The following is a 15,450-nucleotide window of genomic DNA, read 5'->3' as shown; positions in this document are numbered from 1 at the left end:
AAAATCCCCATCCAGTGATGGGGATTTTTTACTTTATAGTTTAGTCTATCGGTCAATTCTCCTCTTCTATCGGCTGATTTTCCTCTTCTATCGGCCAATTTTCCTCTTCTATCGGCCGATTTTCCTCTCTATCGGCCAATTCTCCTCCTCTATCGGCCGATTCTCTTCTTCTATCGGCCAATTTTCCCCTTCTATCGGCCAATTCTCTTCTTCTATCGGCCGATTCTCCTCTTCTATCGGCCGATTCTCCTCTTCTATCGGCCGATTCTCTTCTTCTATCGGCCGATTTTCCTCTCTATCGGCCAATTCTCCTCTTCTATCGGCCGATTTTCCCCTTCTATCGGCCAATTCTCTTCTTCTATCGGCCGATTCTCCTCTCTATCGGCCAATTCTCCTCTTCTATCGGCCGATTTTCCCCTTCTATCGGCCAATTCTCTTCTTCTATCGGCCGATTCTCCTCTTCTATCGGCCGACTTCCGCCTTTATGATTAAAAAAGATGGTTTGCGCAGTTCATTTGCCACCCGCGGCATGAGGCGTATGCCCTCTTCGGTCGGTATAGGTTCTTCAATTTCCTGCAGTGTAAAGCCTGCTCGCATGAGTCCGTTCAGCAATGTGGTTAGCGTACGGTGGTAGATAATTACACCATCTACGTACCAGGAGATGATTCGCTGTCCCTCTTCATGATAGTGATCTATCGGATAATATAGCTTGTTTCCCTTTTCATCCTTCACCCAGTCTCCTTGTTTGCTTGCAGTTACAATCGGATGCTCAACAGAAAACAAAAAAGTACCGCCTGGCCTGAGGGCCTTAGCTACTTTTTGTACCGCACCTTCGTAATCTTTTACATAATGAAGTGCAAGAGAGCTTACGACTAAGTCGTACTGGCCTAGAGGTGTGTCTTCAATGGAACCTTGTACATACGTTATACGTTCAGACGGATGCCTACGTGCTTCGGCAATCATGTTTTCCGATAAATCAATACCGGTCACTTCCGCTGCCCCCTGCTCAATACAAAAGCGGGCAAACTCTCCCATTCCACAGCCAAGATCTAGTACATGCTTACCTTTCAAATCCGGCAGCATGCGGCGCAATGCGGGCTGCTCAACGAAGTTGTTGTAGTTCAGCGGCGACTGTCGCAATTGCTTATAGCCTTTAAAGAAATCAGGATGATCATAAATGTTTTGTTGCATCTACTTCCCTCCTATCGGTGTGTATGTATTCATTTTGCCAGATGCAGAAAAAAAGAAATAGACTTATATTTTTCTTTTTGGTATCATTTAGATTGAGTCATGCCTAAAAAAGCTGTTCCGAAACCGGAGCAGCTTTTTTGTTTACATATCGAGTTCTTTTTCTATCGTTTGATTGCGATCGAATGGGAACCAGTTCGCTTTGCCAAACAATTTTACCATAACTGGAATGAAGAATGGTAAGAACACTAAGGCGTACAATAGAAGTCCTGCAAGTACGATTGTTGCAATTTGCAATAGTGATAACACACCGGAAGGATACATCGCAGCGAACGTTCCTCCTAAAATAATTACTGCAGAGAAAATGACTGTTCCCATGTTGCGCATCGCTAGTAGCATCGCTTCTGTTACCTTCATGCCCTTATATTCATTAAAGCGGTCCATTAAGAAGATACTGTAGTCCACACCCAGTGCCATGAGGAGCACGAAGCCAAAGAATGGCATTGTCCAGTTAATACCGTCATAACCAAGAATATTTACGAAAATGAGCTCGTTAATCGCGAGTGAGCTGTAGAAGCACAACAGGAGCGAGACGATAAGATATAACGGCATAACGAGAGAACGTAGCATCACAACTAAAATGAGTGTAATACCAATTAACATATAAATAACCGTTTGGCTGTAGTCACTATTGGATGCTGCTAGCATATCTGCCGATACAGCTGATACACCAGACACCCCGATGTTTGCATCTTCTAAATCACTGCCCCGAAGTGCCCGCTTTACAGCCTCTTTAATATCCTTTGTTGCCTCCAGCGCTTCGTTCGAGTATGGATTATATTTCAAAACAACGTCTAGCTTTGCGACTTCTTTATCTTCTGATAAATATTGATCGAACACCTGCTGGAAATCGCTGTTTTCCAGTGCGGCGCTTGGAATATAAAAGCCCGTCATTTCCTTATCACCGGAATTGTTTAAATCCTTGAGATAGGACTGTGCGGATTCCAGCCCCTTCGTTACCTCACCAATACCATCAGCACTTTTCCCAAGACCATCACGCAATGTACCGAGCTGTCCCGGCAGCTGTGCAAAGCCATCTTTCAGCTGTTGCTGACCGTTGGTTACTTGTGATAATCCGTTTGTCACCTGCGGGAACTTCCCGATAATTTGCCTTTGTCCATCAGCTGCCTGCCCTATTCCTGCTTCTAGTTGACCGAGCGCCGTTACGATTTGGCCAAGACCATCAGCAAGCTGCTTTTGTCCTGCTGCGGCGCCGGCAAATTGTTGTTCACTTTGCGCAAGAGGTGCAATAATCTCATTTTGCATGATTTGATTAATCTGCGCGAGACCCTTTTGCATCGCCGCTACTTCGCCAGCAGATTGTAGCACATTTCCTTTTAAGGCTTGATAACTTGTATCATTTTTCATATCATAGCGGCTTTCTAAATCGCTAAAGGTTTTCTGTAAAGCGGCAAGGTTGAGTTTCGTGCTTGTTCCTTGTAACCCAGCCTCAATACCGCTGTATTGCTGACTGAGTTGCTGCAAGCCTCTTGTAAGCTCCGCAAATTGCTGTGCTTGCTTTTCCGTGCCTGCAACTGAAGCTGCAACTTGCTCCTGAATCTTTGCTAGCTCCTGCTTAATTTGTCCGGCCCCCATCGAACCTTGACGCACACCGTTTTCCACCTGCGTTAAAGCAGCTTGTATTTGTCCAAGGCCCGTTTGCAATCCTTTTGTTCCATTAATTAAGCTATCAAAACCGTTCACTGCTTCGCTAAGCTTTGGACCAGATACCGCAAGCGAATCTTTCGCTTCTGTTAAACCATCTTTAATTTGACTTAAACCGTCATTTCCTTGTCCAAGACCGTCTTGTAAGGAATCAGCCTGGTCGGCAACATAGAAATCCTCAACCGGTTCACCAAGCGGCCGCGTTGCACTGCGTACTTTTTCGACAGAAGAAAGCTTTGCTACTTCACGACTTACCTTTTCAATGATGGCTAGTGCTTCTTCTGAATCTAGCTTTTCTTTTCCTTCAATAACAACCTGCACCGGCATAACTTCGCCCGGACCAAAGCTGTCAGCAATTGTATTAAAACCTTTTACAGAACCATAATCCTCACCAATTTCATTTAAGGAATTGAACGATAGCTTTCCATCGTAGCTGCCGATAAGCGGCACAACAATAATCGCAACAAGTAAAAGCGCGCGCAACGGCTTTTGTAGAGAAAACGTACCGAATGCACTCCATAGCTTACTGTCACCGTGACCTGCAATTGATTTTGCTGGCCAAAACAAGCGCGGACCTAGTGCGTACATTGCAAGCGGTACAAGTGTAACGAAAGCAATTAATAATACGAGAATGCCGACCGCCACACCTGTTGCGGATTGATATAAGGAAAACTTAGATAAGCCAATGGCCGAGAATCCGATTAATACAGCCAAGGCGCTAAAAAAGACCGTACGCCCCGCAGTCTGATACGTTTTAATAATGGCATCGGCCACTGATTCATGCTTTGGTAATTCTTCTTTAAAACGGCTGAGCAACAGAATACAGTAGTCCGTTCCGATACCGAATAAAATGGCTACCATAAAAATTTGAGTAAAGTTTGATAACGGGAAGTTAAACCAGTCAACTAAATAAGCGACAACAGCTGCGCTGGCCACGTATGAAATGCCGACTGTGAGCAATGGGATGAGCGGTGCCACAACAGAGCGAAATACTAAAATTAATACAAATAAAATGAACACGACTGTAATGATTTCCGTTTTATGCAAGCCGTTTTGTGAGCTAATGACTACATCTTCTCCGATGAAGCTTTCGCCCGTAAAATAGTGCTCTACCTTCGGGGTACCTACAACCTTTTCTAGCGCTGCGCGAATGTCCGCAACTTCACGGTTCTGTCGCTCTACTTCTAGTAGCGTCAAAATTGTTTTATTATCCTTAGAAACAAGCTGCTCCCTCAGCTCTTCACCGTCTCGATATGTAGTCAAAGCGGCAAGGCCGAGCGCTTCCTCTTTCTCTTTGAGTTTATCTAGTATACTGTTAATCTCTTCTTGTTTGTTTCCGGTAATACCATCTTTATCATGAAACACGAGCACCGCCGAAAGTGTATTGCCATCATCTTTGTTGTGACGCTCTAAAATGTCATGTGCCACCATCGATGAATATTCGTCCGGAATGGTAATGTTCCCTTTTTCACGAACAAGCTGTTCCATATTTGGGGCAAACATCAAGAGCACAGTTAAGAGAACTGTCCATAGCGCCAAAAAGACCCAGCGTAGCTTCAATAATGTACGCATGCTTTATTTCTCCTCCTTTGCGCGGATAATATTCCAAATTTTTTCATAAATATGAATAAAGCTTTCCACTTCTTCCGCTTCAAGTTCTGTTAGATACGAGGCAATAAAGGTATGCATCTCCTCTTCCCCTGCAGCAAGAACCGCTTCCGCTTCCTGTGTTGTTTCTAGCCAGATGATGCGGCGGTCCTGAGAATCTGTTGTACGTGTTACGTATCCCTTTGCCGCTAATTTATTAATCATAGCCGTCATGGCGCTACGATTTACACAGTTCAGCTCTGATAACGTACTCGATGTGCAAGGACCATACCGTTTAATATGACGCAGCGTGAAGTATTGCTCAGGTGTTAAATCCTCTAATAATTCTGCTAGCAACGCATTTAACTTACGCGTTGCAAAAATAAAAATGTCTTCGTAACGTTCAATTAAATGACGCATTTTTTGTTTTTCCATCTTGAACCCCCTTATAATTCAATCATTGAACTATTCAATGATTGAATTATAAAACACAGATGCTCATTCCGTCAATAATGAGCACCGGAGAAGCAAAAGTGACATTGTGTACTGTCTTATCATATAAAAAAAGCCCGCTCGTAAGCGGACTTTCCTACTCTTGTGGCTTGCTGTCATGGTCGGACCATACACCAAGTAAAATACCAAGCGTATAGATTGTTTCCTCCCATTTTCCAAGTGTGCCTTGAAAATTTGTATAGCCGAGACTTTCTAAAATCATGCCAATTAATGCGAACAGCGCGACCCAAGTCTTCCAGTTTCGTAAGCGTTTCAGCAAATTTTCCTTTGTTAGCTTCATCTTTTCTCACCCCGCTATATTGTATTCATAATCAGGACAAGCGGTGACAAGTCGCCACTACCATATATACAAATAGTGAGATGAAATATACCTATTTGTTTATCGCTGTTTTTGCTTTTTGGCTTTGCTTGTTGAACGCCTTACTTTCATTTTTGCCTGCCAGTATTGCGGCTTTAGTACTGCAAAACCTTGCTCAGTTTGCTTATTATCTGCAAATTCCATGATCTTCGCGGTGTCAACTGAAAATGATAGCCCATTATTACGATAATGATTTGCGATGACTGAGCCAGTTACATGCCCTGTAATTGCCATGCCGCACTGACGGTTGCTGTTAAAGAAGTTATGCTTCACCTCTACGCTTGCCTCATCGCGCAAACATACACCGATCTCATTTTCTTCTATTGTGTTGTTGACGAGCACAGCAACTGCTGCTTCTTTACAAACAATACCGGTATGCTGTTTTTCACAGCGGTTATTGACGAGCCAAATTTGCGCATGACCTTCTAACATAACGCCGCTCTCACGCTGCTCTGAAAATGTATTATGCTCAATCGTTCCGTTGCCCTCGCCCGTTACTTGTAAGCCGATGATATTTTCGGTAAAGATATTGTTACTAAAGTCACCTATTTCACCGCTGGCAATATGAACACCGGTATGATTGTTTTCGATATGATTGCCCCTAAATACATCTATGTTGCTTGCAGCATAAAGACCAACCGTATTACCCTCAAAGCGATTGTTTTCTACTGTAACTGTTGCTACATCAAGCGCACGAATTCCGTTCTTACTTGCATGAAACAAATTCTCTTTGCAAATAGCTACTGCTTGATGCATAAGCGTCACAGCACATACAGCTTGCGAAATGCGGGCCCCCTTCATTTCCAACCGACTATTGTCACGTACCATTATGCCGCTGCGCTCCCCAAGCATCTCGTTATAAGATAGCTGTGCATATGCCTGTTGTTCGCAAGTCAGGCTACTATTTTGCCATTTGTTACGATGCATGTCACCGCTGGCTGCTTTAATGAGAGAAACAGCTGTGTCTTGAAGCTCGCAATCTGTCATATGGTAGGAACCGCTGACCTCAAGCATGCCTTCCTTCCATGAGCACCGCTGTAGTACGAGCTCTGTATTGTCTCCGGTATAAATACGGGCGTTTTGGAATGAACAATGCGATGCAAACAAAAAGTGACCATCCATTTGAAACGGCTCTGTAAAAATGAGTGCCATTTGTTCAAAGCGAAACGAATCATAACTGTGACCTTGCAGCACCGACTTTTCTATGCGAAGCTTTGTGCATGTTGTACCTTGTCCGATGAACGCTGCAGATTGTAAAAGAACCGGCCGGTCAATGATATATTCTCCTTCTCCAAGCAAAAAGGTTGTTCCCGGCTGCGAAGCTTCAATGAGTGAAACCAAATCATCTGTCGCCGCAACCTCCCTCGCATGAGTCACAATCATCGTTTTATACAAAATACGCTTTTTCAAGGCTTTAGTACACGCAATTTGTTCGTTAAGCGCATCAATCTGCTGCTGAAGGGTATCTAGCTCCTTTTTCGTGCGAAACAATAGCTGCTGCACATGCTGCTGAGAATTCGTAACAACATGCAGCGCTCTTTCTATTACACGCCCTGCAAATCGATTGTACTTCTCTGTCATATAAGCTTCATGATACTGCTTTGCATAGGAATAATAACGCTTTGTCAACTCTCTCTCCGCCATTTGCACCGCGGATTGTAAACTATATTTATAGAGCGTCATATATTTTGTTTTTTGGAAAACAAGCCACACCCGGTCCGTATAAGGCACCTCATAGGCTGAAACGCTGATTGCCTTAGAGTACGAATCGTAGTGCATTGGCTCTTCATTTACACGAATTGGCTGCGGCGTGACATCCTGGGGCATTTCCATATAGGTAATGGTTTTCGGATATTTTTGACTATATGCGTATACATGTTCATTCAGTGCCTTCAGCTCTTTACGCGCAAGCTCATTTAGCATAGCAAAGTAATTGTACGAAGACGGCTCATAATGCATACCTTCTTTATAAGAAGCAGACACATCGAGCTGTGGCTGCTCATTGAGCCACTGGCGTAAGCGCTGCTCCCCTTCTTCATACGCCGCTTCTTTCTCTTCAAACTCATCGCTTTCCGTATGATACGGAAACGGGTTCATTAAAAATGGTGGAAATTTTTCTGTCTCATCCATTTGACAGACAGCCGCCGTTGCTTCAATTTCATTGCGTATTCGCTCTTTTGTTTCTTCATGCTGCTGTAGCAACGTATGCAAGGCTTGCTTTTTTAGTGCTGCAGCCATCTGGTTTTCTTTTTTCATTTCAATTTGCTTCTGCAGCTGCGCGGTATCTTGTTCGCAAAGAGCTGCTACGCGCTGCGATTGCTTCAGCATCATTGATTGCAGGGCGCGCTCTGCTTCATGCTGCAGGTTTAAAAACACTGGTACAATGACCTCATCCTCTAACTGACGCAAACCAGCGCGAACTAGAGTTGCTACTTCCCCCCGCTCTTTTAAAGTGCGCTGATAAAAAGGAGCCGCATCCCCGCCTGCTTGGACCAGCTGCTCATACAATGATGTTTGCGCGCTGACAACATATACATCGCGACCGAGTTCTTGTTGCCACTGTGTTTGTTGTACATATGGATCGCTAACGAGATCTGCTTTGTTTAAAATAAATACGGCTCGTTCTTTTATATCTGGTTCGAGCCTTTGCAGCTCTGTTGTTATATCGCTAGTAATATCAAGCACATATAATACTAAATCTGCTTCATATGACTGCTCTCCTGGTAAATCTACAATGACCCAATCAATATGTTCATATGCATCCCATGACGCCAAAGCAGCCGGTTTATGAAACAGTTGATACTGCATGGATTTCCCAAGACGCATATCTTCATAAAATGCGTGAGAAAGCGGTAACTCTGTTATCTGCTCTGTTTGTCCATTTTCACGATAGGTTATAACTGTTCCATCATGCGCCCCAAATACAATATGTGTTGTTGCAGCTGCCAACAAGGCTTCCCCGGCCGGCAGCAAATCTTCTCCAAGTAAGGCATTCACGAGTGTGGATTTACCGCTGTTTCGCGGTCCCATCACACCAATTGTAAAACAAGGCCTTTCTAAACGCCGCTCTATACGCTCCATGCTCATTTGCAATTCTTTATCATGAAGAGACGGAACTTGTGCGGCATGAGCCTGTAGTTCGTTATGTATGTGTTTCAAATGTGACTGAAGCAACTGTAAAGATTCCACAACCTTCCAACCTCTCTATTACTCTATATTTTTTCCATCCCTTTCTTTAATTGTATATTAGAAATAACAAAATTCATATATTTTCATATTTATTTTTATGTATAAAGATAAAAAATATCCCTTTTTACTTCCGCCGCATATACTGACGGAAACTATAAAAAGGGTGGGTATCTATGGAATATAATTACAGCGGCATCGCATTTGCTGTGCTTGTTATCGTTGCAGTGCTATGGTTTATATGTCAAACCGTATCTTACACAAATGGTATACTCGGGACAGTCGGACTTTGCATGTAAGCTATAACTGCCATTCTGCTTGCTGCAAGTCATGCCGCGGCCATACTATTTCGCGGTCCCTATATGCTTTTTCTAACTGTCTATAAAACTCTTCATCTTGAAGCGTTTCTTCTGTCATATCTTTAAAATTGTGATGAAGCTCAATGCGTTTTAATATTTCATCGACATGGGGAATTTCCTCGCACAGTAAGAGATCAATATAAGCGCGTACTTGTTCCTCTGTCAGATGTTCCGGTAATTCTGCAGGGGGATTAATCAGTAGCAGTGGTGTAAAATTTTCAACAAGCTCTTGCTTTGTTTTTTGAATTTGCTTTGCCACTTCTTGTCGCAGCTGCGCTGTGTAGGTTTCCATATCTACTTTCAGGCGTGACAATGCTTTTAAAAAATGCTCCTTTTCTTCCGTGAGTATTACATTGCCATATCCAACAACCGTACGTGTATACGTGCTCCGTAGCTGCTCAACGCGGTCGCTCATTGGCTTTGTATATAGTGAAAAATGCTTATCGAAAAGTTGATACGATGCTTTCATCTTTTCCTCAAAGCCTCTTTCCTTGGCGATGTTGAGCAAATGATTTGGAATTTTCATTGTTGTTTTCTCAAGTCGGCCGCCGCTAAAGCTAATTTCGGCAAACTGTATCATATTGCGGTATGCCGTTAGGCGCTTTTGCATCGTAAAATCCGGGACAGGCTGCCGGCGCAGCTCATGGCGTAGCTCAGCTGTACTCATTACAAAAGCTTGCGGTGGCAAAGGAGCGGTATGTACGATACCGTTTTTCTGTACATGTTCGTTTTGCTTAGACACCGGAACATAGGAATACGTTGTCCCATCGACTTCTAGCATGCCCATTCGTAAATCACGTTCATCAGCAATGGGAATACATGAAACAAGCAAATCGAGCGCTGTGAGATCTCCAAATCCTTCACGGTACGGGTTCGCGCTGCAATCCAGTGTTACTTCCACCTTACCGCTTCGATTCACGAACCGAAGCAAGGCTTCTGCCACTATGATGCTCATTGCCGGTGCAGCATAGCGTACCTCTTCGCGAGCAGCGTCAATCTTTTCTGCTATTACTTCATCGGTGATTGTCATAAACCTCATATCACAACCTCCCTTCTTTACTATGTTGTATTCGCTCTACAAGGACAGGTTTCCTTTCAAAGCAAAAAAGGCATCCTTTTGGACACCATCAATCTCCTCCGCCGCCGCAGCTTGAGCAACTGCTGCCACCGCCGTCAGACGAGCAGGAAAAACAGCTAGAGCAGGACGTACTGCTTTTTTTATAGGTACGATAATTGTGATACTCATAGCTAGAAAGATATAAAAATGCGAGTAATCGCTCGTGCGAATCGCTTTCATGCTTCATACGTGCTTTTATTTCCGCTTTTGAAATATGCGCAATTTCTTTTGCTTGCCGTTTCATTTTCAAAATAACGTCATCAATGACCTCTTGTGCGGCAATATGGTTTGAAAAATAGCGTGCCTTCAGTACGTCCGCAGGAAGCTGCTGAAATTCTGCAATACGGGACGGGCTAACTGGGTGACGATAAAAACCGCCGTATAGCTTGCGTGTTTCTGGATGTACTGAAAACAGAACACTATATACCCAATCAAAAAAACCACGCTCATCCGGATTACTAGCGCCGCTCACATTAGGGGCGTGGTGAAGCAGCCTTCCTACATATGCTTCTGAGAAGCGCTCATATTCGCGCGTAAACATGATCATCTCATGCCAGACATCGTCGACACGCATACTGAACATGGGTGCTTCTTTTAAAATACCACATAATACGAAAAAGCGTTTTAGCTCATAAAAGCGCCATTCCCATTCATGCTTGCGAAGCTTATGCTCGGCTTCTACACGCTTGCGCACCTGCTCCGCATACGCAGCTGGTATGCTCTCTTCTAAATGCGAAACAAGGTTTTGCAAGTCATTGACAGACTCCAGCTTCATTTTCTCCGGAATAGGTCCAAACGCTTTGGTGCGTGCTATTGCTACAATTAAAATAGTAAGTAAGGCTAAAGTAAATAGACTAATAACTGCTATCACACCAATCTCCCCTTTCTCTTCTAGTTTATACAAAAACTTCCTGACATTCATCTTATTTTTATAAATGAAAAAGCGTATGCCTCTAGACATACGCTTTTTCGCTTCTCACCACACTTTGTACGAAAATTTGGGATTATTTTATCGCACAAATACAATATACAAGATATTGCGGCATTATATATGTCACATTTCATATATTTCTAGCAATTTTCGTCCTTCTTCTATAATTTCTTTTCGCAACGAAGCTGGTTCTAGCACTTTCACCTTGGCACCCATACCTAAGATCCACTTCTTCACCGACTCTTTGCCATTCATCGTCGCTTCAAATAAAATGCCGTCTTCTTGCTTTGTAATCACTTGGTTTTCTGCCCATACTGACTCCTGCACCATCGTGGCAAATGGCTCGGCAATATAAAGCTTTACATCTAAATACTCTTTCATTAAACCAAATTTCGGAAATTCTTTACGCACATCGAAGTTATCAGGAATTGCATACGAGTCCCCAGTCACCCATATATCGCGTATGCGTGCAAGCTTAAAGATACGTGTATCTTTCTTCGTGTTACAGTAGGCAACGCAATAAAAGAACTCATTGTAATGTACAAATCCGTATGGCTCAATAATACGCTCTGATTCACCGCTATGCGATGTGTATGTAATTTTCACCTTGCGCAATGTCAAAAGTGCATCTTGCAGTTGCAAATACTTACTACTTTCATCCGATGTTTCATAGTTGGGCTTTGATTTATGTACAAAATAAATATGACGTTCTTTATCACGTTCTAGCTTTTGAACCGCTTTTAATTTATCAAGTGCACTTTCTGCATATTTTGCATACACGGATGCCTTTTCTGTTAGCTGTGTCGCTGAAAATACCAAGGCTTCTAGTTCTTTATGCGACATGTTACGTACCGGAAAAAATGATGTATTAGAAATATAATAGCCCCCGTCACGTCCCTTATCGCTTTCTACAAAAATACCAGCTAACGCCAATTCATCCCTGTAATTGCGAATCATCCGCTCCTTAACCTCAAGCTCAGCTGCTAGTTCGCTGATTTTCATCTTTTTGCGCGCATGCAATAGTTCAATCATACGCAAGGCGTTGCTTAACTTGCTCATTCTATTCCCCTCCCGCACTGATTGTAACATGTTCCTTGCTTTACAAAAAGAGGAAGTGCGTTTTCACACTTCCTATAGGGTAAATTGATTGGTTTTATGAACTAGTGTTTGAATGTTATGATCTATCGTTTCTACTTCTTGTAGCAATGCATCGATATTACCGGTCGCATTATGCAAGGTTTCATGCACCTGTTCAGTAGCGGCTGCTGCTTCTTCACTTGCTGCCATCACAGCTACAACCTCCTGATGCATAGCTGTTTGTTTTTCCTTCATCACTCTAACGCGTTCATTTACAATGTGAATAGCATCATTAAGCTCTTTTGTGAGATGCTGTAGACCTTGCATTTGTTCGCCTACTTCACTTACTTGCTTATTTTGCTGCGCATATTCTGTAAGTGTTGTTGCTAATTCTGTATTTGCTTCATTGGCCTCTGTGCGTATGCTCTGGGTAATTTCTTGAATCCGATTTGTTTGTTCAGCCGTTTTTTCAGCAAGCTTACGAACCTCATCTGCCACGACCGCAAATCCGCGCCCGCTTTCACCAGCACGCGCCGCTTCAATAGAGGCGTTCAGCGCCAATAAATTCGTTTGTGTGGCAATTTCATCGATGGTTTTTACGATTTCTTCTGTTCCCTTCACACGCTCAAAAAGTATTTGCATCGTTTGACGAAATGCCTCCAGATGCGCGCTTGTTGTCTCACTACGTACAACAGACTTTCGCAATGCATCTCTTCCTTCATTACCTGCTCTTTCCACGACTTCCGAAATAAATTGCATTTGTTCTACAGCCTGAACAACGCCTTTGACCTCCATACCGAAGTCCTGAATATTTTCAGCCGCATGCTCCATTGCTACTACAGTTTGAGCATTACTCACTGCAATTTCTTGGCTAGACGCGGACATAATTGTATTTTTTTCTTGTAAATGCTGTGAAGACGTTACTAATTCAGAAGAAGCCTCCTCTATCGCACGTGCTGTTACCTGTACTTCACCAACTAATGTGCGTAAATGTGCGGTCATACGCTGAAACGCACTTACAATGCGCCCAATTTCATCCTTTCTTGTATGTATAAGTTTCATATCACGTAAATCACCAGCAGCAACACGTGTAACGGCTTGTTCCAACATTTGTAGCGGCTTTAACATGCGATGTAAGAAAATGAACAGTACAAGAGATGAGATGCTAAATACAATTGCAATGAATATCAGTAATTCACGCATATGTTCTTGTACCACAGTTGCAGTGGTAGTTTTGACCTGTGAAGCATTGATATCCATCCCCAGGGCACCAATTACTTTGTTAGTATCATCCATAAGTGGGACAATCACTGTCATGTAATCTCCATATTTCGGATCATGCACGACATCAGTTTGTATCGGTTTACCTTTTAAAACATTCCTTATATTAGGATATACTGTACTTGTTTCTTCCTGAATGGCACTCGCTACTTGGGAGTTTTTTGGCTGTCCATCAATCATAATGTACGCTTTATTACTTTCTATTTTCATAGTGTACAAGTATAACGCACCTGTACTTTCGCGCACACGGTTTAACGCATCACGCAATTCCCAATATTTCTCATTTTCTTTTGGCTGCTGTAACCATTCTGTATATCTCTCTTGGTCAAACTGCTCTGCGATTGCTTCAGTCGTATGTGTCCCAAACGTTGCAATGCTAGTTTCTACTCCTTTTTTCAAAAGATACTGCATAAAAACGCCCAATCCTATTGCAAGAATTAACATAAATGCAGTCGTTACAGCAATAATTCGAACACAAATACTCGTACTTCGCAACCTGACCGCCCCTTTTATATTTTTGTAAACACTTATATATTTTACTATTCAATTTTATGATTTTCTAGATATTATATAAAAATATAATTCTGAAAATAAAGTATTTTGAAATGGATGTCGAATGATTTTTCTGTCTTTTTCCTACCGCTGTCTCATATAATGGTCTTACCACAAAGAATGATTGGTCTTACCAAAGGAGGGTGACATGAACAAAGAACGTTCTTCTACTGCAGTTGAAAGCATATTGATTCAGCGTATTACACAAGGCGTATATCAAGCAGGGCAACTTTTATCTTCAGAACGTGACCTTGCCGCCTCCTTTAGTACTTCACGTGCAACAATCCGTGAAGCATTGCAGCGCCTCCAGCGAGATGGCTGGCTTACCATTCAAGACAGGCAGCCCGCCATTGTGAACGATTATTGGAAGCAAGGAAATATAGGTACACTTGTCGATTTAGCACGGCATGGGAATTCTGATTTTCTCATCTCTCATCTGCTGGAGCTTCGTATTGTGCTTGTTCCTGCTTACGTAAAGGATGCAATACACTTGCATAGAGCAAGGGCAATCGCTATCCTGTCAGATTTTGAGACAATAACAGATGAAGCCGAAAGCTATGCGACTTTTGATTGGCACTTGCAAAAGCAACTGGCGATGCTGTCACAAAATCCTCTTTATCTATTATTGTTAAATAGCTTTGAGGATGTATATTTAAAAATGGCACAGCACTATTTTGCGCACGCGCAGCACCGCTATACCTCCCGTGAATACTATGAAAAATTGCTAGAAGCTTGCTTTCAGGGAAATGCAGAAGAAGCTGAGATTCTTGTCCGTGAAGCCATGCAAAAAAGTTGGATGCTATGGAGGGGTGTATATGAAGAAAGTATATAAAGATTTCTTTTTATATCCGGATATTCTTGTAATGATGTTGCTAGCAACGGCCATGACAATCTATCTGTTCATACAAGGGTTTGAACTGTTCATGCTTGGCTGGTTTCTATTCGGACTTATCTTTTTTATGTTCAGCGAATATGTTACACACCGTTTTTTGTTTCATCTCAAGCCTCCCAAAAATCCTTTATTTCTCAAATTTTTAAAGCGTATACATTATGATCATCATGCCGTTCCGAATGAGCTTCATTTACTTTTTTTGCCACTCTGGTACAGTTTGCCGAACTTTTTGGTGCTATGCGCCATTTTTTATGCCCTCACAGGTAGCTTAACCCGTACAGTCGCCTTCGGTGTGGGACTCATGACCATGCTGCTTGTATATGAATGGAAGCACTATGTCGCCCATACCCCCTTAAAGCCGAAAACAAGGTTTGGAAAGTGGCTGAAAAAAACACATCAGCTCCATCATTTTAAAAACGAAAATTATTGGTTTGGCGTGTCTAATCCATTTGTAGACGTACTCTTTGGCACGCTTAAACATGAAAAAGACGTGGAAACGAGTCAAACAGCCAAAAATTTAGAGAAAAGAGGCCGGGACATAACTGCAGCATGTCACTTTAAAGACGAAAGAATAGAGAATAACTGATACTAAGAAAGAAAAAATCCGAACTAAATCGAATTCTGTGTGGAGAATTCCGACTAATAGTTCGGATTTTTCTTTGGTTGAAAACCTTATGTCCCAGC

At 42.6% G+C, this 15,450-nt stretch carries 13 protein-coding genes; 3 read left to right on the top strand and 10 right to left on the bottom strand.

Translation table 11 applies throughout. The annotated features are described in order from the left end of the window. Positions 1 to 108: 108 nt before the first annotated feature. The 6 genes from EEJ45_RS00140 to EEJ45_RS00115 all read right to left on the bottom strand — a co-directional run bounded on the left by EEJ45_RS00140 (position 109) and on the right by EEJ45_RS00115 (position 8,560). Positions 109 to 306: a hypothetical protein gene (locus tag EEJ45_RS00140; RefSeq protein ID WP_124562767.1), complete on the bottom strand. Its 198-nt coding sequence runs from the start codon at positions 304 to 306 to the stop codon at positions 109 to 111. A gap of 156 nt (positions 307 to 462) precedes the next feature. Next, positions 463 to 1,191, bottom strand: a complete 729-nt coding sequence (locus EEJ45_RS00135) for a class I SAM-dependent methyltransferase (protein ID WP_124562766.1) — start codon at positions 1,189 to 1,191, stop codon at positions 463 to 465. 141 nt (positions 1,192 to 1,332) lie between these two features. Then, positions 1,333 to 4,485, bottom strand: coding sequence for an MMPL family transporter (locus EEJ45_RS00130; protein ID WP_124562765.1), 3,153 nt, complete (start codon positions 4,483 to 4,485; stop codon positions 1,333 to 1,335). Positions 4,486 to 4,488: 3 nt separating this feature from the next. Next, positions 4,489 to 4,935 carry a MarR family winged helix-turn-helix transcriptional regulator gene (locus EEJ45_RS00125; RefSeq protein ID WP_124562764.1) on the bottom strand — a complete coding sequence of 149 codons (447 nt, stop codon included), beginning with the start codon at positions 4,933 to 4,935 and terminating at the stop codon, positions 4,489 to 4,491. Between the two features lie 154 nt (positions 4,936 to 5,089). Then, positions 5,090 to 5,293, bottom strand: a complete 204-nt coding sequence (locus EEJ45_RS00120) for a hypothetical protein (protein ID WP_124562763.1) — start codon at positions 5,291 to 5,293, stop codon at positions 5,090 to 5,092. 99 nt (positions 5,294 to 5,392) lie between these two features. Then, complete coding sequence (locus tag EEJ45_RS00115; RefSeq protein WP_124562762.1) at positions 5,393 to 8,560, bottom strand: right-handed parallel beta-helix repeat-containing protein; 3,168 nt, start codon at positions 8,558 to 8,560, stop codon at positions 5,393 to 5,395. 173 nt (positions 8,561 to 8,733) lie between these two features. Here EEJ45_RS00115 and EEJ45_RS18805 point away from each other — a divergent pair, with 173 nt between their 5' ends. Further along, entirely contained in the window at positions 8,734 to 8,856 is a 123-nt protein-coding gene (locus EEJ45_RS18805; RefSeq protein WP_278018347.1) for a hypothetical protein, read from the top strand. 1 nt (position 8,857) lies between these two features. On the opposite strand, the gene EEJ45_RS00110 is transcribed toward EEJ45_RS18805, so the two are convergent. The 4 genes from EEJ45_RS00110 to EEJ45_RS00095 form a co-directional block, all read right to left on the bottom strand. Then, positions 8,858 to 9,955 (bottom strand): hypothetical protein, encoded by a 1,098-nt coding sequence (locus EEJ45_RS00110; protein ID WP_124562761.1) that lies wholly within the window; start codon positions 9,953 to 9,955, stop codon positions 8,858 to 8,860. A gap of 88 nt (positions 9,956 to 10,043) precedes the next feature. After that, on the bottom strand, positions 10,044 to 10,904 hold the full coding sequence (locus tag EEJ45_RS00105) for a glycine-rich domain-containing protein (protein ID WP_124562760.1): 861 nt from the start codon (positions 10,902 to 10,904) through the stop codon (positions 10,044 to 10,046). Between the two features lie 183 nt (positions 10,905 to 11,087). Next, positions 11,088 to 12,023, bottom strand: coding sequence for a helix-turn-helix transcriptional regulator (locus EEJ45_RS00100; RefSeq protein WP_124562759.1), 936 nt, complete (start codon positions 12,021 to 12,023; stop codon positions 11,088 to 11,090). 72 nt (positions 12,024 to 12,095) lie between these two features. After that, positions 12,096 to 13,817 (bottom strand): methyl-accepting chemotaxis protein, encoded by a 1,722-nt coding sequence (locus tag EEJ45_RS00095; protein WP_124562758.1) that lies wholly within the window; start codon positions 13,815 to 13,817, stop codon positions 12,096 to 12,098. A 205-nt stretch (positions 13,818 to 14,022) separates the two neighbouring features. Between EEJ45_RS00095 and EEJ45_RS00090 the strand changes: the two genes are divergently transcribed. Beyond that, the gene (locus EEJ45_RS00090; protein WP_124562757.1) at positions 14,023 to 14,706 is read left to right on the top strand and encodes a GntR family transcriptional regulator; all 684 of its coding nucleotides are present in this window, start codon (positions 14,023 to 14,025) and stop codon (positions 14,704 to 14,706) included. Beyond that, positions 14,690 to 15,352, top strand: a complete 663-nt coding sequence (locus EEJ45_RS00085; protein ID WP_124562756.1) for a sterol desaturase family protein — start codon at positions 14,690 to 14,692, stop codon at positions 15,350 to 15,352. Before EEJ45_RS00090 ends, EEJ45_RS00085 begins: the two co-directional genes overlap by 17 nt. Positions 15,353 to 15,450 lie beyond the last annotated feature (98 nt).

The organism is Ectobacillus antri, assembly GCF_003852715.1.
Classification (GTDB): domain Bacteria; phylum Bacillota; class Bacilli; order Bacillales; family Bacillaceae_G; genus Ectobacillus; species Ectobacillus antri.
Note: the sequence above shows the minus strand (reverse complement) of the source record. Positions and strands in the feature narration are given on the sequence as shown.

Bases quoted from the DNA above. Each gene is read 5' to 3' on its own strand.
- EEJ45_RS00135 (WP_124562766.1), bottom strand. From the start codon at position 1,191: ATGCAACAAAACATTTATGATCATCCTGATTTCTTTAAAGGCTATAAG.
- EEJ45_RS00130 (WP_124562765.1), bottom strand. From the start codon at position 4,485: ATGCGTACATTATTGAAGCTACGCTGGGTCTTTTTGGCGCTATGGACA.
- EEJ45_RS00125 (WP_124562764.1), bottom strand. From the start codon at position 4,935: ATGGAAAAACAAAAAATGCGTCATTTAATTGAACGTTACGAAGACATT.
- EEJ45_RS00120 (WP_124562763.1), bottom strand. From the start codon at position 5,293: ATGAAGCTAACAAAGGAAAATTTGCTGAAACGCTTACGAAACTGGAAG.
- EEJ45_RS18805 (WP_278018347.1), top strand. From the start codon at position 8,734: ATGGAATATAATTACAGCGGCATCGCATTTGCTGTGCTTGTTATCGTT.
- EEJ45_RS00110 (WP_124562761.1), bottom strand. From the start codon at position 9,955: ATGAGGTTTATGACAATCACCGATGAAGTAATAGCAGAAAAGATTGAC.
- EEJ45_RS00100 (WP_124562759.1), bottom strand. From the start codon at position 12,023: ATGAGCAAGTTAAGCAACGCCTTGCGTATGATTGAACTATTGCATGCG.
- EEJ45_RS00090 (WP_124562757.1), top strand. From the start codon at position 14,023: ATGAACAAAGAACGTTCTTCTACTGCAGTTGAAAGCATATTGATTCAG.
- EEJ45_RS00085 (WP_124562756.1), top strand. From the start codon at position 14,690: ATGAAGAAAGTATATAAAGATTTCTTTTTATATCCGGATATTCTTGTA.